Source organism: Micromonospora sp. NPDC003197 (genome assembly GCF_053590565.1).
On sequence record NZ_JBSFTE010000004.1, the window covers coordinates 76,654 to 95,503 of the forward strand.

Annotated in this window: 18 protein-coding genes; 3 read left to right on the forward strand and 15 right to left on the reverse strand. The window is 71.6% G+C overall.

The window, feature by feature from the left end; all coding sequences use genetic code 11:
* Positions 1-9 precede the first annotated feature (9 nt).
* Entirely contained in the window at positions 10-699 is a 690-nt protein-coding gene (locus tag ACWDV4_RS05945; protein ID WP_449975238.1) for a neocarzinostatin apoprotein domain-containing protein, read from the forward strand.
* Positions 696-2,045 (forward strand): hypothetical protein, encoded by a 1,350-nt coding sequence (locus ACWDV4_RS05950; protein WP_449975239.1) that lies wholly within the window; start codon positions 696-698, stop codon positions 2,043-2,045. The genes ACWDV4_RS05945 and ACWDV4_RS05950 overlap by 4 nt, the downstream gene beginning before the upstream one ends.
* Before the next feature lie 73 nt (positions 2,046-2,118).
* Here the strand turns inward: ACWDV4_RS05950 and ACWDV4_RS05955 are convergent, their stop codons facing one another.
* The 9 genes from ACWDV4_RS05955 to ACWDV4_RS05995 are packed head-to-tail and all read right to left on the reverse strand — an operon-like array spanning position 2,119 to position 10,887.
* Positions 2,119-2,862: a maleate cis-trans isomerase family protein gene (locus ACWDV4_RS05955; protein ID WP_449975240.1), complete on the reverse strand. Its 744-nt coding sequence runs from the start codon at positions 2,860-2,862 to the stop codon at positions 2,119-2,121.
* Positions 2,859-3,542 (reverse strand): hypothetical protein, encoded by a 684-nt coding sequence (locus ACWDV4_RS05960; protein WP_449975242.1) that lies wholly within the window; start codon positions 3,540-3,542, stop codon positions 2,859-2,861. The genes ACWDV4_RS05955 and ACWDV4_RS05960 overlap by 4 nt, the downstream gene beginning before the upstream one ends.
* 46 nt (positions 3,543-3,588) lie before the next feature.
* Complete coding sequence (locus ACWDV4_RS05965) at positions 3,589-4,413, reverse strand: SDR family NAD(P)-dependent oxidoreductase (protein ID WP_449975244.1); 825 nt, start codon at positions 4,411-4,413, stop codon at positions 3,589-3,591.
* A complete protein-coding gene (locus tag ACWDV4_RS05970) occupies positions 4,410-5,453 on the reverse strand; it encodes a hypothetical protein (RefSeq protein WP_449975246.1) in 1,044 nt (347 codons plus the stop codon). The genes ACWDV4_RS05965 and ACWDV4_RS05970 overlap by 4 nt, the downstream gene beginning before the upstream one ends.
* Positions 5,446-6,168 carry a hypothetical protein gene (locus tag ACWDV4_RS05975; RefSeq protein ID WP_449975247.1) on the reverse strand — a complete coding sequence of 241 codons (723 nt, stop codon included), beginning with the start codon at positions 6,166-6,168 and terminating at the stop codon, positions 5,446-5,448. The genes ACWDV4_RS05970 and ACWDV4_RS05975 overlap by 8 nt, the downstream gene beginning before the upstream one ends.
* Positions 6,165-7,436, reverse strand: coding sequence for an aromatic ring-hydroxylating dioxygenase subunit alpha (locus ACWDV4_RS05980; protein ID WP_449975249.1), 1,272 nt, complete (start codon positions 7,434-7,436; stop codon positions 6,165-6,167). The genes ACWDV4_RS05975 and ACWDV4_RS05980 overlap by 4 nt, the downstream gene beginning before the upstream one ends.
* A gap of 3 nt (positions 7,437-7,439) precedes the next feature.
* Positions 7,440-8,414, reverse strand: coding sequence for an alpha/beta hydrolase family protein (locus tag ACWDV4_RS05985; RefSeq protein WP_449975250.1), 975 nt, complete (start codon positions 8,412-8,414; stop codon positions 7,440-7,442).
* A 22-nt stretch (positions 8,415-8,436) separates the two neighbouring features.
* On the reverse strand, positions 8,437-9,243 hold the full coding sequence (locus tag ACWDV4_RS05990) for an oxidoreductase (RefSeq protein WP_449975251.1): 807 nt from the start codon (positions 9,241-9,243) through the stop codon (positions 8,437-8,439).
* Positions 9,244-9,246: 3 nt separating this feature from the next.
* The gene (locus ACWDV4_RS05995; RefSeq protein WP_449975253.1) at positions 9,247-10,887 is read right to left on the reverse strand and encodes a nitrilase-related carbon-nitrogen hydrolase; all 1,641 of its coding nucleotides are present in this window, start codon (positions 10,885-10,887) and stop codon (positions 9,247-9,249) included.
* Between ACWDV4_RS05995 and ACWDV4_RS06000 the strand changes: the two genes are divergently transcribed.
* A complete protein-coding gene (locus ACWDV4_RS06000; protein WP_449975254.1) occupies positions 10,886-11,242 on the forward strand; it encodes a Dabb family protein in 357 nt (118 codons plus the stop codon). The genes ACWDV4_RS05995 and ACWDV4_RS06000 overlap by 2 nt on opposite strands.
* 71 nt (positions 11,243-11,313) lie before the next feature.
* On the opposite strand, the gene ACWDV4_RS06005 is transcribed toward ACWDV4_RS06000, so the two are convergent.
* From ACWDV4_RS06005 to ACWDV4_RS06030, 6 genes are read right to left on the reverse strand one after another with little or no spacing between them, the layout of a single operon-like run.
* Positions 11,314-12,783: an aldehyde dehydrogenase family protein gene (locus ACWDV4_RS06005; RefSeq protein WP_449975256.1), complete on the reverse strand. Its 1,470-nt coding sequence runs from the start codon at positions 12,781-12,783 to the stop codon at positions 11,314-11,316.
* Positions 12,780-14,105 (reverse strand): FAD-dependent oxidoreductase, encoded by a 1,326-nt coding sequence (locus tag ACWDV4_RS06010; RefSeq protein ID WP_449975258.1) that lies wholly within the window; start codon positions 14,103-14,105, stop codon positions 12,780-12,782. Before ACWDV4_RS06010 ends, ACWDV4_RS06005 begins: the two co-directional genes overlap by 4 nt.
* On the reverse strand, positions 14,105-15,001 hold the full coding sequence (locus ACWDV4_RS06015; protein ID WP_449975259.1) for an isocitrate lyase/PEP mutase family protein: 897 nt from the start codon (positions 14,999-15,001) through the stop codon (positions 14,105-14,107). The genes ACWDV4_RS06010 and ACWDV4_RS06015 overlap by 1 nt, the downstream gene beginning before the upstream one ends.
* Before the next feature lie 23 nt (positions 15,002-15,024).
* On the reverse strand, positions 15,025-16,572 hold the full coding sequence (locus tag ACWDV4_RS06020; protein ID WP_449975260.1) for an aldehyde dehydrogenase family protein: 1,548 nt from the start codon (positions 16,570-16,572) through the stop codon (positions 15,025-15,027).
* The gene (locus ACWDV4_RS06025; RefSeq protein ID WP_449975261.1) at positions 16,569-17,846 is read right to left on the reverse strand and encodes an acyl-CoA dehydrogenase family protein; all 1,278 of its coding nucleotides are present in this window, start codon (positions 17,844-17,846) and stop codon (positions 16,569-16,571) included. The genes ACWDV4_RS06020 and ACWDV4_RS06025 overlap by 4 nt, the downstream gene beginning before the upstream one ends.
* Before the next feature lie 5 nt (positions 17,847-17,851).
* On the reverse strand, positions 17,852-18,805 hold the full coding sequence (locus ACWDV4_RS06030) for a flavin reductase (RefSeq protein ID WP_449975262.1): 954 nt from the start codon (positions 18,803-18,805) through the stop codon (positions 17,852-17,854).
* Positions 18,806-18,850: the final 45 nt, after the last annotated feature.

The window sequence follows — 18,850 nt, forward strand, 5'->3', positions numbered from 1 at the left end:
GAGATCGCCGTGCGAACCTTCCGCCACCGGGCGCTCACGCTCGCCGTCCTGCTCGCCACCAGTTGCGGTCTCGCCGTCGTGGCGGTCCCCTCGGCCGCGTTCGCCGCGCCGACCCTCACCGTCAGCGCGACCAGTGGGCTGACGGACAAGCAGCAGGTCACCGTCAACGGTTCGGGCTTCACCCCGAACCTGAAGCAGATTGCCGTCGGCCAGTGTGTTGCCGGCTTCAAGGGCCCGACCGACTGCAACCTTGCCGGCGGCGCCGCGTTCGTCAACGCCGACGGCAGCGGCAAACTGCCCATGGTCACCCTGAGACTGGCCCAGAAGTTCGGCGCGTTCGACTGCACCAAGCAGGAGTGCGTGGTCGCGGCGCAGATCCTGCCCGCAGGCGACAACGCCGACCAGGTCCAGGCCAACAAGGTCTCGGTGCCGTTGACGTTTGGCAAAGCCCCGGCACAGACCACGCCGCCACCGGCAACCCCAACTGCGGCACCGTCGTCCACGCCGACAGCCACCATCCCAGCCTCGACCATGCCAGCGGTCGCCGCCGGTACGCCGACCCCGTCGCTGGTCAATGCCAACCCGGTGAGTGCCGGCCCAGACCGGTACGCGGTCGCCGTGCTGGTCGGCTTCGGTCTGCTGTTGCTCTGCATCGGCCTGCTCGTGCTGATGCCCTACCGGAACCGGAGGTCCTCATGACCCGACGTCGTTTCCCCGTCCGGGTGGCGGCGCTCGCGCTCGTCCCGGCACCGCTACTACTACTCGCGTTCCCGGCGGCGGTCTCCGCTCGGGCGACGCTGCCGGCCGCAGCCTTCGGCCCTACGGCCGCGACGCTGGGCTGCCGGCTCTACTTCAACGACGCCGGTACCGGTAGCTCGCCAACGGTCTGGCAGGACACCTTCACCCTGACCCAGTCGCCGGCCGAGCCGGAGGTCGGCGACACCGTGACCGTCACGCTCAAGGCGCAGTCCGGCCCCGACAACGGGCCGGTGGGGTTGACCGCCGGTGACGTTCCGGTACGCGTGAAGCTGGCCCTGGGCGGCGTCCTCTCCGACAGCACGACGCTGCACATGTCCTCGTACCCGGCGCAGGCCGTTGCCCCGGCGGCACCGCTCGGCCCGATCACCGCGACCGGCACCTACTTCGCCACCTCCGCCGGAGCGGCGACGCTCACCGTCGGGCAGGTCACGTTCGCCAACGCCTCGGCGACGACGTACTGCTCGGCATCCGGCGACCGAGACCACAAGGCCGCACCGGCGCCGACCTCCATCGTGGAAAGCTTCACCATCGGCGGTACTGGCACCGTGACCCCACCGCCGTCCAGTCCGTCGGCCTCCCCGTCGCCATCGCCATCCGGGTCGCCGTCCGTGTCGCCGTCCCCGACGGGCCCGCCGGCACCGACGAGCACCGACGAGGTCGACACCCCAGCCGAACCGTTCGGCCCGAAGCGCGTGGATCTCACCTGCAAGACGCTGAGTAGCATCTCGGCGTGGTCGGCCACGCACACGCTGACCATGTCACCCAGCAACCCCGGGCGGGGCGCCAAGGTGACGGTGAGCCTGAAGTTCTCGGCCGGCCCGAAGAGCGGCCCGGTGGCGGTGGGGGCCGGTGAACTGGTGCCCAAGGCCACCGTCAAGGTCGGTGGGGTGGGCAGCGGCACGGTGAACCTGCAGGGCCCGGCGTACGGGGCGATCGGCGCCTACACGGACCTGCCGGGCGCGACGTTGACCGGGACCTACACCACCTCGCAACCCGGCCTGGTCACGCTGACGGTCACCAACATCGTCTTCGACCACGCGCAGGTCGACACCGAGTGCAACGCGGGTGCCGACCCGGTGACCGGTCCGGAGGCGACGTCGATCGTCGCCAAGTTCACGGTGAAGTCGCGGGCCGCGACCGACGACGAGACCCGTGGCGGGTCGCTGCCGACAACGGGCGAGGGGGGTGTGATGGCGCTGCTGCTGCTCTGGTCGAGCGCGGCGCTTCTGCTCGGTATCGGCCTGGTCGTCGTACTACCGAGGCGTCGCGGTACGCCACAGAGCTGAGCCAGCAGAACGGCGCGGGCCGGGGAGGCTATCCCCGGCCCGCGCCGTTCGCGTTTCGCCGACAGCGCCGGTGTCAGTGCTCGCGTAGCAGGGAACCGGCGCCGTACACCTTGTCGGTGATCCCGTTTTCGCGCAGCGCCATCCACCAGGTTGCCGCGTTGATGGCGATCACCGGCTTGCCGAGCCAGCGTTCGGCCTCATCGGCCAGCCCGACCATCGACAGGTTGGTGCCGCACTGCACCAGGGCGTCCACGTCCGGGCCGTTCACCGCGAGCAGCGCTCGGCGCAACTCGTCCTCCGTGACGTGGGCGATGGAGACCGCCGTCGGACACTTGAGCCCCTCGATTGCGGCCACCTCGAAACCGATTTCGGAGAAGAACTGCACGACGTTCGTGTCGCCGATCGGCTGGTACGGCGTCACCACGCCGATCCGGCGTGCGCCGTAGATGCGCAGTGCCCGCTCGCACGCCTCCGCCCCGGTCGCCACCTCCAGCCCGGTGGCCGCCTTGATCTGGGCGACGAACTGCCGGTTGCCCTCGACGCCGCCCCAGAACGTCTCGGCGGACATGCCCATCACCATGTAGTCGGGCTCGCAGGTCAGCACCCGCTCGCAGGCCGCGCCGATCTCGCCGCGGATCTGCGTCAGAAGGTTCTCGAAGTTGCTGTCGCTGGAGAGGTCCTGGTTGCGGATGTGGATCCGGGAGAAGTGCGCGGTCACCCCGGGCACCGTCATCCGGTAGAAGTCCGGCTCCACGATGGTGTTCGTCGACGGGGCGATGACGCCGAACTTGCGGCGCCAGCCGAGCGCGTCGGTCATGATGTGACGCTTCCTTCCTGGGCGGGGGTCGGGTGGGGACTGGCCGAGGTCAGGGTGTGGGCGCGCGCGGTCAGCCACGCCGCGACCAGCAGCGCCGCCTGGGCGAGGGTGTTGGTGCCCTGTTCCACCCACTGCATGGCCAGGGTTTCGTGATCGGGGTGGTTGCGTAGCGGCACCAGCAGCAGCACGCAGGTGAGCCCGGCGACGTAGAGCGCCACCGCGCCCCAGGCGCGCCGTCGGCCGGCGATGACCGCGGCCAGGACGCTGATGGCGGTCACGCCCGTGGTGGCGAAGGCGAAGACCGGTTCGATGGTGCCGTACCCGATCGCCACGACGACGGCGGTGGCCAGCGTGGCGGCGAACGGCCACCACGGCACGCCGCGCCCGCGCAGCGCACTGGCCAGGCCCCAGAGGAGCCCAGCCGCGCCGAACGCCATCAGCGGGAACAGCGCCGCCTCCAACCAGGGCAGGTCGATCGAGAACCCGGCCAGCAGTAGCTTCCAGGTCGACTTGGCCAGGCCGCCGAGGCCGATCAGGACAGCGCTGATGCGGGCGACCGGGCCCACCCGGGGTACGACCAGACCGGAGAGCCCGGCCAGGATCCAGAACCCGACCAGCGCCAGACCGGTCGGTACGAAGTCCTCCAGCGCGAGGAGGAGGGTGTAGTCGCTGCCGGTCACGGTAGGTGCCAGCGCGGTGCCGGACTTGTCCGCGCGCGGGGCCGGATCACCCGGGCCCGCCGACGGAGTCGCCGAACAGGTCGCGCTTGCGGAAGCTGGCGACGGCGAACCGGGCGGCGGCCTTGCGGCTGGTCAGCCAGGCGGCCCGGCTGCCGTTGCGGCCCCCGGCGAGGACCCGGTCGGCCAGCCACGGAGTGACCGTCTCCACCCGGTCACCGAGGATGTTGAAGAGCTTCTTGGCCTTTGCCAGGTCCTCCGGCTGGTAGTCCTGGGTGAGCAGGTCGGTCAAGACGATGCCGGGGGAGAGGTGGTGCACGGTGACCTTGTCGGCTACCCCGGCTGCGGCGAGCTCCTTGGCCAGGCTGTCGGTCAGGTAGGTGACCGCACGCTTCGACGCCCCGTACCCGGTGATCCCTGGCCGGATCTGGCCGTTGGAGCCGAAGCCCTCCATGTTCCACAGCGCGCCGTGGCCCTGTTCGATCATCGCGGCGAGCACCACCGCGCTGGCCCGGGCCACCCCACCGAGGTTCGCCGCGAGCACCCCGTCCAGCTCGGCCGGTGCCAGCTCCCACAGCGGGCGGCGACCATGGCTCCTACCCGCGTTGTTGATCCAGATGTCGACGCCGCCGAACGCCTCGACGGCGGCCGACCACAGTGCGGCCACGTCGGCGCGGTCGGTGACGTCCGCGCGGACCCCGATCACCTCGGCGCCGGCCGGCACCGAGGAGTCGGAGCGCAGCGCGGCGAGCGCCGTCGCCACCGAGTCCGCGCTACGTCCGCAGAACGCGACTCGGGCACCACGGGCCAGCAACTCTCGTACCAGGCCGGCACCGATGCCGCGGGTGCCGCCGGTCACCACCACCGCGGTCATCTGGCCGGCTCCCAGGTGAGCAGGCCGTGCAGGACGCTCTCCAGCACGTTGCCCCGGAACAGCTCGTACACCACCGCGAGGCGCCCACCGGCGGACATGCCCGGCTCGGCGTCGATCGCGAACTCGCGGCCCTTGACCTTCCACACGTCGCCGCCGTCGGCGTGGAAATGCCAGGACGGGTAGCTGGCCCGACCGAAGCCCTGCGCGTTGCCCCAGGCGTCGGGGCCCTCGAAGAACAGTCGGTCGCCGTCGCGACGCTGCTCGACCACGTACCGCCGGTCCAGGCCGGCGCCGGCCCACTGCACCACCCGGCGGGTACGGAGCAGATCGATCGGCTCCAGGCCGAGGTGTACCGCGACCTTGCCGCGCAGCTGCTGGTCGGCTCCCCACAGCTCGCAGCTACCGGTGAACGCGCCGGCCTGCTTGGTCGGCAGGATGTACGGCACCGGACCGCGCCGCTCCTCGGCGGAGAGGAACCGCGTCACCCGTTCTTGCGTGTCCGGGTTGGTGTCGTGGTCGAAGCTCCGGGTGTAGACGCCGTTGAAGCAGCCCACCACCGCCCAGCCCTGGTAGAGCATCGACGAGTAGACCTGGGTTTCGCCGTCGGGCAGCACCTGGTTCCAGGTGTTCAGGTCGACCTGCCAGCCGGGGCCGTAGTAGTGCGAGTCCACGAACGACCCGTACGGCTGGCCGGTGCCGAAGAAGTCGGGGCCGGTGTAGACCCGGTCGGCGTCGGAGTCGATCACGCCGAAGGCGAACGGCGCGCCCAGCCGGTAGCGCCCGGCCAGCTCGCCCCCGCCGACCAGCCCGCCATCCATGTAGTACGTGGTGACGCCGTCGGCGAAGACCGACGACCGGCGGATCTCCTCGAAGCCCTGCCAGACGCCGGTGGCGGTGAACAGCGACGGCCGGCCGTGCCATTCGCCGGCAATCCGCTGCTGCCACTCACTCGGTTCGGCGCCCGCTTGCTCGGTCGCTGGGTTGGCCGCCGGTTCGGTTGTTGGTTCAGTGGCCGCCGGTGGGGATGTGGCTTTACTCATTGCCGATCAGCTCCGCCCGGATCCGGTCGGTTGCCGGCTCGCCGATCAGCCGGGAGACCCGGGCCCAGACCGGGTCGACGTCGGGGCTGAACAGGTTGACCCGTACAGCGGTGTCCCGGGCGGTTAGGTCGGTGTCGGCCAGGCCGGCCACCACGTCGGCCGGGAGGCCGTCGGTCACCAGCGTCGACCAGTGCTCGGCGTACGCGGAGACGGCGGCTCCGAGCTTCCGGAACGCCTCCTCGGTGGCCCGGCCGACCAGCATCCACGGCGACATCAGCGCGTACTGGCGTGGCCCGATGTCGGCCCGGCTCAGTCCGTCCATCTCGCCCGCCTCGGTGAAGACCGTGGTGAGCGGCGCATACGTTGCGTCCATGTAGGACAAATGGCTGCTCAGCTCGGCCCGGGGAATCAGGTCCAGGTGGTACGCGTAGTAGTCGCCGCCGTACACCGAGTCCAGGGTGAAGTGCGGGACCGCGCTGTCGGCGGCGGTGAAGGCGAAGACCATGTGGCTGTCCAGGCGGATCATCGGAACGACCAGCCCGACGTAGACCACCTTGGCCACCGGCTGGCCGGGTGCGCCCCGCCAGACCCGCAGCGCACCCACCGGGTCGGGCGACATCGGGCTGCTCAGCGGCTCGTCGATGACCGCGGTGAGCGGGTGCCGGGTGGTCAGGTGCGCCACCGCGCTCTCGCACAGCTCTAGCGGAAGACTCATGCGTGCTCCTTGGTCGTCGTACCGGTGGTCGGCTCGGGGCTTGACTGCGCCTCGGCCTGTGCGGCGGCGTCGGCGCCCTCCTCCTCGGTGATGCGCTTGAGCCCGATCCGCTGCGACTCCGCCACGGTCGGGTGGCCGCCCTTGGCCTTGTGTACCCAGGCACGGGCCAGCTCCGGGTTCTCCCGGCGGGCTGGCGAGGGGATGACGGTCGCCTCCCGGCGCGGCACGTCACCCGTCACCCGATCCGCGTCGGAGAGCATCCAGCCCCGCTCGGCCAGCTCCTGCCGGCGTCGCCGGTAGTGCACCGCGATGAGGTCGCTCTTGACGTGCAGCTCCGCGCCGAGGTCGAACGGCAGCAGCTCGGGGCGGACCTTGTCCACCACCTCGGCGTCCTCGTAGAAGATCTTGATAACACGCTGGATGGCGTTGCGGTTGGCCCAGGTCCCGGGGAAGAAGGTACGCAGCGCGACCCACTTGACCAGCGTGGTCGTTTCGTCGATCGGGATGTTGGTGTCGTAGATGATCAGCTCACCGATTGCCAGCCGGACGTGCAGCTTGATCATGTTGGGCAGCATCCAGCCGGCCGAGGTGACCACCGGCGGTCGGTTGGCCAGATCCGCGTTGTTGCGGTTGATCAGCGACCAGAGGCCCTTGGAACGCGGCGGGTGCAGGCTGACCGTGGTGAACGCCGACCACTCGTCGCGTATGTCGAGCTCGTACTCGGGAACCTCGGGCTTCTCCCGGTTGCCGAACACGTTGCCGTGTACGAAGGGTGCGTGCGCGATGTCGCAGCCGTTCTCCAGGATCCGCTCGTAGTTGGCCTTCCACAGGAATTCGCCGGTCACCGCGCGGTACTTGCCGCCGTTCTGCACCAGGTTGTCGAACTCCGGCCAGACCGGGATGGGTGGCCGTTCGGCCTCGGGCAGGTCACCCATGAAGACCCAGACGAAGCCGTAACGCTCCTGCACCGGGTACGAGTCGACCCGGGCCTTGTTCGGGATGCCCCGACCGGGCTGGTTCGCCGGGATTTTCGTGCACGCCCCGTCGGGCTCGAACTCCCAGCCGTGGTACGGGCAGACGATTTTGTCGCCGGTCGTCCAGCCGCCGGAGAGCGCGGCACCCCGGTGCACACACAGGTCGGAGAGGGCCACCACGCGCCCGCGCGGAGTGCGGTAGAGAGCGAGGTACTGGCCGAGCACGGTGATCCGGGCCGGCTTGGTGGTGACCCGGTCGGAGAACTCGACCGCGTACCAGAAGTTCTTGAGCATGACTTACCTCCGACGGAACGAGGCGATCGAAGAGGCGGTATTCAGCTTTGTCAGCAACCGGTCGAAACCGTCGGCCGGATCACCGCGAAGGTGGACGGCGAGGAACCCGGACAGCAGGTCGACCAGGAGCGCACGGGTGATTTCCGGGTCGGTGGTCGCCTCCTCGTCGAGGAAGGCGCGTGCCGAGGTGGGGTCGAGCGGGTGCACGATGCCGAAGTGGTTGGCACCGGCCAGCCGTACCAGCAGGTTGGTGCCGCCCGCGTCAGGCAGTGCCTCGTCGAAGGTGCGGGTGATCGGGTCGGCGCGGGTGGTCGCGTCCTCGCCGTACCGGTCGGCGGAGCCGTTGATCACGCCGTCGTTGGTGCCGGCGAGCAGCATGACCGGGCAGTCCACCTGGGCCGGCAGCACGGTGCCGGCCGGCCAGCCGAGCATGGTCGCCACCATGGTGTGTGCTCCGTAGGTGGCCACCGCCCGGACCTCGGGCAGGAACCGTGCCGACTGCAACGCCACCGTACCGCCGGCTGAGTGGCCCAACAGTGCCACCCGGTCGAGGTCGAGCAACCCGTCGAGTGGCCCGGTGAGCTGCGCCAGCGCGTCGAGTACCGGGCGCAGCGACGGGCTGGTCGGCCGGCTGCCGTAGCCGTCCGGCCGGGCCGCGTCCAGGTCGACGCCGGGAGTGATCCCGTGCAGGCCGGCGAAGAGCACCCCGACCCAGTCGTAGGTCACCGCGACGACGCCGCGTGCGGCCAGCTCCACCGCCAGCCAGCGGTAGGCATCCTGGCCGACGTTGACCCCGGAGACCAGCAGGACCACCGGGTACGGTGCCCCGCCCGGGTCGGCCGCCAGCACCCCGCTGAGCCGCTCGGCGTCCGAGCCGGTGGGTCGGGCGGGGTAGTAGACCCGCAGGTGTGCGGTGTCGAACGGGGCCGGCGCGCCGGGAATGCGCGCTGCCCACCAGACCGACCGGACACCGCTCATGCCCTCTCCTCCGCTGCGCCGTTCATGCCGACGGCCGGGGGAGTTCGCGGTCGCCGCCCCAGAGCGCGCGGACGAGCCGGTTGGTGGTCTCCTCACCGAAGTAGCGCACGCCCATCACGTTCGCCGGGTCGCGGTCGGCGATGTTGCGGCGGATCCGTAGATCGGTCTCGGCGAGCGCGGCCCGCTCCTCGACCGGTACTGGCTCGGCCTCGTCGACCCAGCGCAGCCAGCGGTCGACGTGGGCGTGGGCCACCTGGCTGACCTTCTCGATGTTCTCGGGGCTGCGGTCGAAGGAGTAGCAGTACGCCGTCGGCGACAGGCTGGCCCGGATGAACCCCGCCCGGCTGACGAAGTAGTCGAACGCCGGGTCGGAGCGCAGCTGTAGCCACTCCTCGTTGAGCGGTTCGTAGTACCGGTCGTAGTAGTCGCCGTGCTCGACCATGTTGACCCGGGGTACGGAGTCGACGTAGAACCAGCCACCGGGCCAGACCAGCAGGGCCATCCCCAGGTGCGGCACCCTGACCTGCGGGCCCAGCCAGCAGGTCAGGTGCAGGTTGGCGAAGCTGGCCCCCGGGTTGCCCAGCCAGGAGTGCACCATCCAGTCGACCTCGGGCCCGGTGTACGCGGCGAGCGAGCCGCCCGGTCCGTTCGGGTAGTCGCCGTAGTGCTCCAGCGGTTCGGTGGACGGGTCGCGGGTCAGCTCGAACCGTGCGGCGATCTTGGCCTTCAGCTCACCCAGCAGTATCTGGTATCGGTGGAACGTCTCGTGGACGTCGACCGTCGGGGAGTTGTCGACCATGTCCTCGACGAATTTCAAGGTGTCGGCCACGGGTCAGCGCCTTTCGGTGAGGGCCTGGACGAGCCGCCACGGGCGGCCGTCGACGAGGTCGGTTCGGCGGGAGACGAGCCGGTTCGCCGCCTGCGCCGGGGCCACCACGGCATGCGTGACGGGCTGGTCGGCGGCGATGTCGGTGCGCAGTGGACTGCTGATCCGGCCGGTGAACGGCCCGGTCCAGGTGGTCCAGAGGGTGAAGTCGGCGCTGAGGGCGAAGACCGCGGCGCCCGTGCCGAGTGGCCCGGCGGCGATCACGTTGAGCCGGTTCTCCGCGGCCCGCTCCGGCAGGCCCAGCGCCAGCTCCCAGGGCTCGCGTGGAGTGAACGGCACGGCGACCACATCGGCGTCGGCGAGCGCGGCGAGCCGGAACATCTCCGGGAAGATCGCGTCGTCGCCGACCACGATCGCCAGTCGCCCCCAGGGCAGGTCGAAGGTGCGCAGCGCATCGCCGAGCCGAGCGTCGTCATGGGCCGTGCCGGCCCGATGCAGTTGCGGCTGCTCGCCGACCATGCCATCCGGGCCGATGAGCAGCCCGACCGGGCCGTCGGCGGTGCGGGCGGTGGCCACGGCGTACCCGTCGGTGCCGCGCAGTGCCGGTGTCAGTGCCGCGACCACCTCGGTTGGCCCGATGTGCGTGCCGAGGGCGTTCTCGGCAAGTACGGCGAGCAGCGCGCCCTCGGCGACCGACTTGCCGAGCAGGTCGGCCGCCTGGTCGGGGTTTTGCGGCCGGACCACGGCGACCGGCAGGCTCGGGGCGCCGGGCGGCCGGCAGCGGCCGGTCGGCGCGTCCCCGAGCGGGCCGTAGAGCTCCGGCCGTCGGGCCGCGAGGATGTCGGTGCCGTCCGGGCGGTGCTTGTCGTCGGCGCGTTCTGGAACGATGTCGGCGATGACGACGGCCTCACCGGTGCGCGGGCCCTTGGCTACCACCGTGCCGTCCGGTGCGACGATCTGCGACTCGCCGGCCCCGTGCAGCCACTGCTCCGGTACGCCGAGGCCGCGGCTCATGGCCGGCAGGTGCTCGGCGGGTAGCAGCGGGCCGACCTTGTTGGCGGCGATGACCCAGGCCCGGTTCTCGGCGGCCCGGACCGGGATGTGTAGCGCGGCCTCATCGGTGGCGAACGAGTTCAGGCTGTTCAGCAGCATCTGCGCGCCGCGCAGCGCGAGCCCTCGGGTGATCTCGGGAATGACGCCCTCCATGCAGGCGTACATGCCGATCCGGCCGATCGGGGTGTCGAGCACCGCTCCGACCTCGGTCGCCGGGTCGAGGTGGTCGTTCTCGGCGCCCATCAGGGTCTGCTTGTCGCAGCTGCCGAGCACCGCCCCGTCCGGTCCGAAGAGGAAGTTGGTGCTGCCGGTACGCCCGTCGGGGTAGGCGTGCGTGACGTTGATTTTGATGTAGATCCGGTGCTCGGTGGCGCTCGCCGAGATCGCGGTGAGGAACGTGTCGCCTGGCCGGGTGGCCAGGGCGTGTGCCTGCGCGCGGTCGGTGTACCAGGACAGGTGGTTGCAGAACTCGGGCAGTACCACAAGTTGTGCGCCCTGCTGGGCGGCATCGGCGACCAGACGCAGGCAGGTGGCCAGATTGGCCTCGATGTCCTGGCCAGCCTCGAACTGTACGGCGGCAACCCTGATGGCCATGTCCGCTCCGGTTCCCCTAGCGAAACGCTGTTTCCAGAACATACACTCGGGCGACGCCGGGGAACAGGGGGAAGAGCAGGTGTTTACCCACGTGGTATTGATGAAGTTCGCAGATGCGGCTGATGCTGCCAAGGCGAAGGCGCTGCTGGAAGGTCTGGTCGGCACAATTGACGAGATCGCGACCCTGACGGTCGCCCTGGACAAGCTGCAGACCCCGGTCTCCTACGACCTGTGCATGATCAGCACACACACCGACGCGGACGCGTTGCGCGCCTACCAGTCCCACCCCGCCCACCTGGAGGTGGCGGGCTGGCTCAAGCCGCGCCTCGCGGCCCGCGTCGTCGTCGACTACTGAGGATTGTCGTCGACCACTGAGGCAACAGGGCCGGTGCGGCCCGGTCATGAGCCGCCAAACGCGGCCCGGCCTCAGCCCGGGTACGCGTTGGCGGGCAGCCCGGCACCGCCGGGCCGGAACGCGCCGGGGGCGTGCACGACGCAGGTCTGCGCGTACTCGGCCAGCCCTTCCTCGGCGTACTCGCGGCCGTAGCCGGAGCGCTTTATCCCACCGAACGGCGCCCGCAGCGACAGTCCGGTGCGGTTGTGCGTGTTGACGAAGACGAAGCCCGCCTCGATCCGACGGGCCAGCGCGAACGCCCGCTCCTCGTCGGCCGACCAGACGGAACCGCCAAGGCCCAGCTCGTCGGCGTTCACCCGGGTCAGCAGCTCCTCCTCGTCGTCGTAGGTCAGCAGCGGTACCGTCGGCCCGAACTGCTCCCCGGCGACCACCTCGGCGTCGTCCGGTGCGTCCAGCACGAGCGTCGGGGCCACGAAGTAGCCACCGGTCAGCTCGGTGCCGCTGTCAACGGTGCCCAGCGGCAGGGCGGTGGCTCCCCGGGCGACGGCCGCCGCGACGGTCCGCTCGATCCGGGCGGCAGCACCAGCCGAGATGACCGGGCCCATGCTCACCCCGGGCGTGAGCGCGTCACCGACCCGCAGCACCTCCGCCGCAGCGGACCGGTACGCGGCCACGAACTCGTCGCGGCGGCTGCGGTGCACGTACAGCCGCTTCGCCGCCATGCACACCTGGCCGCTGGTGGCGAAGCTCGCCAGGACCAGCCGGCGCATCGGCTCGACACCCAGGTCGGCGTCGGGCAGGAAGATCGCCGCGTCGTTGCCGCCCAGCTCCAGCACGACCGGGGTGGTCTGGGTAGCTGCGGTCGCCGCCACCTGCCGGGCCGCCGCGCCGCCGCCAGTGAACGCCACCTTGCGCACCAGCGGGTGCCCGACCAGCGCCGCTCCGGCGGCGGCGTCACCGTGGACGACCGCCAGCGTCCCCTCCGGCAGCGCCCCGGTGAGCGATTGCAAGGTGTCCGAGACCGCCAGCGGGGCCAGCGGCGAGGGCTTGACCACCACCGTGTTGCCGGCGGCGAGGGCCGGGGCCACCTTCAGCAGGGTGAGGATGATCGGCGCGTTCCACGGCGTGATCGCGGCGACCACCCCGTACGGCCGGGGCAGCCGCAGTAGCCGGCCGGCCGCGTCGTCGATCTCCCGCTCCGCGTACGCCGCCGGGGCGTGTGCGACGACCCAGCGCAGGTACGTGACGGCGAACCCGACCTCGCCACGGCAGTCGGCGAGCACCTTGCCCGACTCTCGGGCCAGCAGCTCGGCCAACGGGTCGATCCGTTCGGCGATCGCGTCGGCACCGGCGGCCAGCGCGGTGAGCCGCCCCGTGATGCTGGTGGCCGCCCAACTCCGCTGCGCGGCGTCGGCCCGGCGGACCAGGGCGTCCACCCGGTCGGGTCCGCTGACCTCGACCGTGCCGACCAGTTCGGTGACCCGGGACGGGTTCTCTCGCTCGATCACCGCGTCGTGCGAGCCGGTGCCGGATGCCGTCATGCCCGTGCCACCGGTGCCCCGGCGTCGGGACGCAGTGAAGCGATCATGGAGCTGCGCAGCAGGTACGCCCGGGCGGCCACCGGATCCGCGGTCAAGGCGCGCAGACTGGCCAGGTGCGCGGAGCGCAGCTGCGGATCGGTGGTCCGGATCCGACGGTAGTTCTGGTCGGAGACCTCCTGCACGTAGGTCAGGGCGATCCGGCGCCGCTCGTCGGCCACCGCCGTCACCGCCCGGTCCAGTTGCCCGCCGTCCACCGCTCGGTCCAGCTCCCCGCCCGCCGGTGCCGCGCGGTCTCGCTTTCCGCCGTCCAACTGGCCGCCGTCCGGTACCGCGCGGCCCGAGGTAAGCACCTCGGCGTAGGCGACCGCGTCGTGGATACCCGAGTTCATGCCCAGCCCGCCGAGTGGGTTGTTGACGTGCGCGGCGTCGCCGGCCAGCAGCACCCGCCCCAGCCGGAACGCCCCGGCGACCCGCTGGTGCACCCGATACAGGCTGGCGTGCGCCACCCGCCACGGCCGGCCCGGGTCGGCGATCGCCCGCAGCCGCTCGTCGAGCCGGCCCAGCTCGTGGGCGTCGGGGGTGTCCTCGGGGGTGGGCAGCAGCACCCGCCAGTGGTCCGGCGTGCGCAGCAGCACCGACCACTCGACCGGGTCGAAGACGTAGTTGACGTACGCCAGCGGGCCGAGCAGCGCCGGCAGGTCCTCGTCGGTGGAGGCCACCAGGAACCGTTCGGGATAGGTGATCCCGTCGAACGGCAGCGCCAGCGCCCGCCGTACCGCGGAACTGGCGCCGTCGGCCGCGATCAGCCAGTCGCCGGCCATTTCCCGGCCGTCCTCGGCGACCGCGACCACGCCACCGTCTTCCGCTACCGCGACCGCACTGCCGCCGTCCGCGACCACACCATTCTCGGCCGGATCTGTGGCCTGTCGTACCGACTCGACCGGCCAGCCGAAGTGGACCCGAGCCGCCGGATACCGGGCCAGGTGGGCCAGGAGGATCTGGGTCAGCTTGGACTGTTCACACTGCACCCGGTACGGGTACGGCGTGTCGTCGGCGAGCACCGCGAGGTTCAGCTCCGCGATCAGCCCATCCCGACGGTCCCGGTAGGCGAAGGTCGGCGCGATCAGCCCGCGCGCCAACAGGTCCGGGGCGACCCCCAGCGCGTCGAGCATCTCCAGCGTCGGCGGGTGGAACGTGGAGGCACGGGACTCGGCGGCGAGCTGGTCGCCGGCCTCCAGCACGGTCACCTCACAGCCCCGGCGGGCCAGCGCGAGCGCCGCGGTCAGCCCGACCGGCCCCGCTCCGGCGATCAGCACGTGCATCAGGCGTACCTCCGATCGAGGGTCAGCGCGTCGTCCTGGCCGACCGGTGCGGTGAATGACGACCAGGCAAGCCGGGGGACCGCGTCGGCGTGGCCGTCCCGGCCGATCGCGGCGTAGGCGGCGGCAGCCGCGCGGAGCGCGGCCAGCATCGGCGCGACCGGGTGCAGCACGACCCGGACCCCGAGCCCGCCAAGCGTGTCGTCGGGCGGGAAGGCGCGTGCGCCGGCCGCCTCCGAGCGGTTCACCACCAGGGGTACGCCGGGCAGCGCGCTGCGTACCACCGCCAGCTCCTCGGCGGTGTCCACACCCTCCAGGAAGACCGCGTCGGCACCGGCGGCGGCGAACCGGCCGGCCCGTTCGATCGCCTCGTCGAGGCCGGCCACCGAGTAGGCGTCGGTGCGTGCGATCAGCACCAGGCCGGTGTCCGCCTCGGCGATCGCCCGGATCTTCGCCGTCGCGCCCGCCCGGTCCAGCAGTTCCTTACCGGCCAGGTGCCCGCAGCGCTTCGGGCTTACCTGGTCCTCCAGATGTAGCCCGGCGACGCCGGCCGCCGCATACCGCTGGGCGGTCCAGACCGCGTGTAGCGGGTTGCCGTAGCCGGTGTCCGCGTCGGCGATCAACGGCACACCGGCCAGTGCCGGGACCAGCCGGGCGGCCCGCTCCGCGACGTGCGTGCCGTGCAAATATCCCAGGTCGGGCAGACCCAGTTCGATCGCGGCACAGACCGCGCCGGACAGGTGTACCACCCGGTGCCCGGCCTCGGCGGCCAGCGCGGCGGTGAGCGGGTCGTGTACGCCGGGGGCGTGCACCACAGTGGCACCGCCCAGCAGCGCCCGCAGCACGTCGGCCGGGCGTGCGGGCGCGGCACCGTCGGGCGCGATCGGGAGCGCATCCATCGACGGGACGGTCTCGCCCGGATTCATGGCCGGCCGTGCAGCGCGAAGCCGCCCTCGACACCGACCACTCGCGGGTTGGTGAAGAACCGCAGGGTTTCGGCGGTGCCCTCCTCGCCGTATCCGGACAGCCCGAACGCCGGGCGTGGGCTGAACAGGTGCAGGCTGAGCACCGAGGAGCCGTTGACCTTGACCTCGCCGGCCCGGATCCGGCGAGCTACGGCCAGCGCGGCCTCCTCGTCCGCGCCGAGCACGTACGCCTCCAGCCCGTACGGCGTGCCGTTGGCCAACGCCACCGCCTCGTCGACAGTGGTGTACGGATGCACCGCCGCCACCGGTCCGAAGATCTCGTCGCCGGTGTGTGCTGCGGCGACGCCGGTGACCAGCGTTGGGGCGAGGAAGTTGCCGCCGGCCAGCGGCCCGACGGCCGGCAGCGTGGTGCCGGTTACCGCGGTCCCGCCGTGGGCCAGCAGGTCGTCGCGGGCGGCCAACACCCGGGCCAGGTGCCGGGAGTGCACCAGCGGACCGAGGTCGGTTGCGGGGTCTAGCGGTGCACCAGCGACCAGGCCGGCGAGCCGGTCGGCGATCGCCCCGACGATCTCGTCGTGCCGCTCGGCGGGCACGATCAGCCGACCCAGCGCCCGGCACCACTGGCCGTTGAGCGTGCTGAGCAGGTCGACCGCGGCCCGGGCGACGTCGGCGACGTCGGCGTCGGGGAGTACGACCAGCGGGTTGTTGCCGCCGAGTTCGAGCTGCACCGGCTTTATGTCGTAGGCGCAGGCTGCCGCCACCGACCGCCCGGCGGCGAGCCCGCCGGTGAAGGAGACCGCCCGGATCCGGGGGTCGCTGACCAGGGCCGCGCCGGCCTCGGCCCCGCCCTGCACGAGCTGGAACACCCCGGCCGGTACGTCGGCGGCGGCGAGCGCGGCCCCGATGACGGCGGCGAGCCGTTGGCTGCCGTGCGGGGCGTACTCGCTGGGTTTGAGGATCGTGGGGCAGCCGGCGGCGAGCGCGTTCGCGACCTTGTGTGCGGCCATCGGCGCGGGCGCGTTCCACGGCACCACGCAGGCGGCTGGACCCCAGGGAATCCGTTCGGCGTGCACGATCCGGCCGTCTTCGCGGTGGAACTCCTGGCTCAGCGGGCTCTGGCGCAGTTGGGCGGCGGCGAGCCGGAACGCGCCGCCGAGGATCACGCCCAGCGGTGTGGTCTGCCGGATCGGCACACCGGTGGTTGCCGACTCCAGCGCGCAGATCTCGGCCGCGCCCCCTTCGACCGCCTCGGCGACGCTGTCCAGCACGTCGGCCCGAGCTGTGGCCGGGAGCGCCGCCCAGCTTCCGGCCTCGTGCGCCGCCGAGGCGACGGCGATGGCGGCCTCGATCCGGTTCGGCGGAGTACCGGCGGCAGGCTGCCGCACCGCCCCGGTCGCCGGATCCTCCAGGTCGAACCCGAGCGGCGCGTCGCTGGCCGTCCAGACCCCGTCGACCAGGTCAGCGAGGTCGGCCAGGTCCGGCTGAACGGCCAGGTCCGGCTGAACGGGCAGGCCCGGGTGATCCGGTTGGTCGGAACCGGTCACTCGGCCACCGCCGCGAACAGGTTGTTGGCCCGGTCGCTGGTGACCGTGCTGGCCGCCTCCAATCGCCCGCGCTCCGGCGGGAACGTCATCACCAGCCCCATCGCCAGGTCACGCAGCGCCCGGCCGACCGGCCCGTTCATGGTGGCCCCCGACGTGCCGGACGCCTTGAGCGCGCCGACGGCCACGTCGAAGCACGCCTCGCAGATCGAGCCCTTGGCCAACCGCCACTGCCGGTAGACCTCGGCGTGTGGGCGTAGTGGTGGCTCGCTGGTCTCCAGCAGCAACTGGCGGCGCAGCCAGAGGTAGGCCGTCTCCAGCCGCTCCGTCATGTTCCCGATGATCACCTGGTGCATGGGGCTCTCGGCGATCGGTCGGCCGGTGTCGGCGAAGGTCTTCTGGGTTAGCCTGGTCAGGGTGTCGTCGTAGACACTCTGCGCCGCGCCGACGTAGACCGCCGTGATGGCCAGTTGGTTGCCGACGAAGCTGCCCCGGCTGCACTGCAGCATCTTCACGAACGCGCCGGGCACGGTGAGCGCCTCGTCGGCCGGAATGAAGACGTCGTCGAGCCGGATGCCGTGGTTGGCCGAGCCGCGCATGCCGATCCCGTCCCAGTTCGGCCGTGAGGTCACCCCGACGGCATCGCGAGGCACCAGGAACAGGGCCAGCCCGTCCGCCGTCTCGTGTCCGTCGAGCCGGGCGGTGACCAGGTAGGTGTCGGCGACGCCGGTGGCGCAGCCGAACGACTTTTCGCCGGTGAGCGACCAGCCGTCGACGCCGTCGCGGCTGACCGGGGTGGCGGTGGTGGAGATGGCGATGTTGGCCGACGAGCTCTTCACCGCCTCGCTGGCGAAGTTGGCCAGCCACACCCCGCTGGCCATCCGGGTCAGCACCTTCTCGGCGAAGGCCCGCACGATGGGGACGTCGGTGTCGTCGAAGAGGCCGCGCTCGATCGCTTCAAGCGGTAGCAGTCCTCGGGAGGCGCTGGTGTTGTGGAAGAAGAAGGCCAACGCCGTCGATGGGCACGCAGTGCCCATCGCGAAGGTGGCGGCGGCGAGGTCGCGCAGGCTGCCGCCGAGGCCGCCATATTCAGGTGGTACGACCAGGCCGAGCAGCCCGGCATCGCGCAGCAGCGCGACGTGCGCGGCGGGGAACACCCCGTCGGCGTCGGCCTGCGCGGCGGCGGCCCGCAGCGCAGGCAGCACCTTCTCCACCCGGGCCGCGCGATCCTGTTCGGCTGGAGTGAGGTCGTCGATGAGCCGTCCGCCGGTGGACATGTGGGTCACTCCTCTGGGTTGGTGGCGGGGAGCCGGGGACAGGCCACCCCGAGTTGCCGGGCGAGAAAGACCAGGTCGCGGGTGCGCAGGGCCCCCGCTCGACCGCTGAGGGTGGTGTCGAAGCCGGTGACCCCGCTCTTCATCGCGACCATGGCGTTGACCAGGCCGAGCCCGCGTTGGGCCCGCAGCCGCACCCGAAGTGAGGCGCGGCGGGCGCGCACGGTGGCGTCGGCGAGCACGGCGCGTACCTGCACCGGGCTGGCGTCGGCCTCCTCGACCAGGGTGACGGCGCTGTGCCCGGCGCTCAGCAGCTGGTCCAGTTCGGCAAGGGTGGCCTCCTCGCCGCCGGCCCGGAACGCGTCGGCGATCATCGGGCCGGGAGTTGCCTGCACCGTGAAGCCGGCCGTCGCCAGGGTATTCGCGCGTAGGCGGGAGAGTCGGCCACCGATCGCGATGTCGATCCGGTCCGGCAGCGGGTCGGCAAGCTGGCTCCACGCTCGGGAGTGGAACAGCAGTGGGGCACCGACTCGGGGGGTGCTGGCGGCGAGCACCTCACCGACGAAGATCGTGTGATCGCCGCCGGGGTAGGCGTGCACGACCCGGCAGTCCAGCCAGGCGGTCGCGTTGGCCAGGACTGGGCAGCCGGTCTCGGCGTGCGCCCAGTCCAGCCCGGCGAAGCGGTCGGTGATCTCGGGGCGCATGCCGGCGAAGCGCTGGCCGATGCCGGCCTGGCCTTTGCCGAGGAAGCTGATCGCGAAGACGCCGGCCTGCTCTACCAGGGCGTGGCTGTGCAGGTGGACGCCCAGACAGACGGAGATCAGCGGAGGGTTGAGGCTGACCGAGGAGAACGAGCTTGCGGTCATGCCATGCGGCCGGCCGTCGATGACCGTGGTTACGACACCGACGCCACTGGGCCACTGGGCGAGGGCCGAGCGGAACGTGATGCTGTCGACCGACACTGGCAGGTTCTCCGTTTCGCATTAGGAAACGTCGTTACCACAAAC

What these genes read in the sequence shown, in the direction of transcription:
- ACWDV4_RS05950 (WP_449975239.1), top strand. Translation starts at nt 696, where the DNA reads ATGACCCGACGTCGTTTCCCCGTCCGGGTGGCGGCGCTCGCGCTCGTC.
- ACWDV4_RS05955 (WP_449975240.1), bottom strand. Translation starts at nt 2,862, where the DNA reads ATGACCGACGCGCTCGGCTGGCGCCGCAAGTTCGGCGTCATCGCCCCG.
- ACWDV4_RS05965 (WP_449975244.1), bottom strand. Translation starts at nt 4,413, where the DNA reads ATGACCGCGGTGGTGGTGACCGGCGGCACCCGCGGCATCGGTGCCGGC.
- ACWDV4_RS05970 (WP_449975246.1), bottom strand. Translation starts at nt 5,453, where the DNA reads ATGAGTAAAGCCACATCCCCACCGGCGGCCACTGAACCAACAACCGAA.
- ACWDV4_RS05975 (WP_449975247.1), bottom strand. Translation starts at nt 6,168, where the DNA reads ATGAGTCTTCCGCTAGAGCTGTGCGAGAGCGCGGTGGCGCACCTGACC.
- ACWDV4_RS05980 (WP_449975249.1), bottom strand. Translation starts at nt 7,436, where the DNA reads ATGCTCAAGAACTTCTGGTACGCGGTCGAGTTCTCCGACCGGGTCACC.
- ACWDV4_RS05985 (WP_449975250.1), bottom strand. Translation starts at nt 8,414, where the DNA reads ATGAGCGGTGTCCGGTCGGTCTGGTGGGCAGCGCGCATTCCCGGCGCG.
- ACWDV4_RS06000 (WP_449975254.1), top strand. Translation starts at nt 10,886, where the DNA reads ATGTCCGCTCCGGTTCCCCTAGCGAAACGCTGTTTCCAGAACATACAC.
- ACWDV4_RS05995 (WP_449975253.1), bottom strand. Translation starts at nt 10,887, where the DNA reads ATGGCCATCAGGGTTGCCGCCGTACAGTTCGAGGCTGGCCAGGACATC.
- ACWDV4_RS06005 (WP_449975256.1), bottom strand. Translation starts at nt 12,783, where the DNA reads ATGACGGCATCCGGCACCGGCTCGCACGACGCGGTGATCGAGCGAGAG.
- ACWDV4_RS06010 (WP_449975258.1), bottom strand. Translation starts at nt 14,105, where the DNA reads ATGCACGTGCTGATCGCCGGAGCGGGGCCGGTCGGGCTGACCGCGGCG.
- ACWDV4_RS06015 (WP_449975259.1), bottom strand. Translation starts at nt 15,001, where the DNA reads ATGGATGCGCTCCCGATCGCGCCCGACGGTGCCGCGCCCGCACGCCCG.
- ACWDV4_RS06025 (WP_449975261.1), bottom strand. Translation starts at nt 17,846, where the DNA reads ATGTCCACCGGCGGACGGCTCATCGACGACCTCACTCCAGCCGAACAG.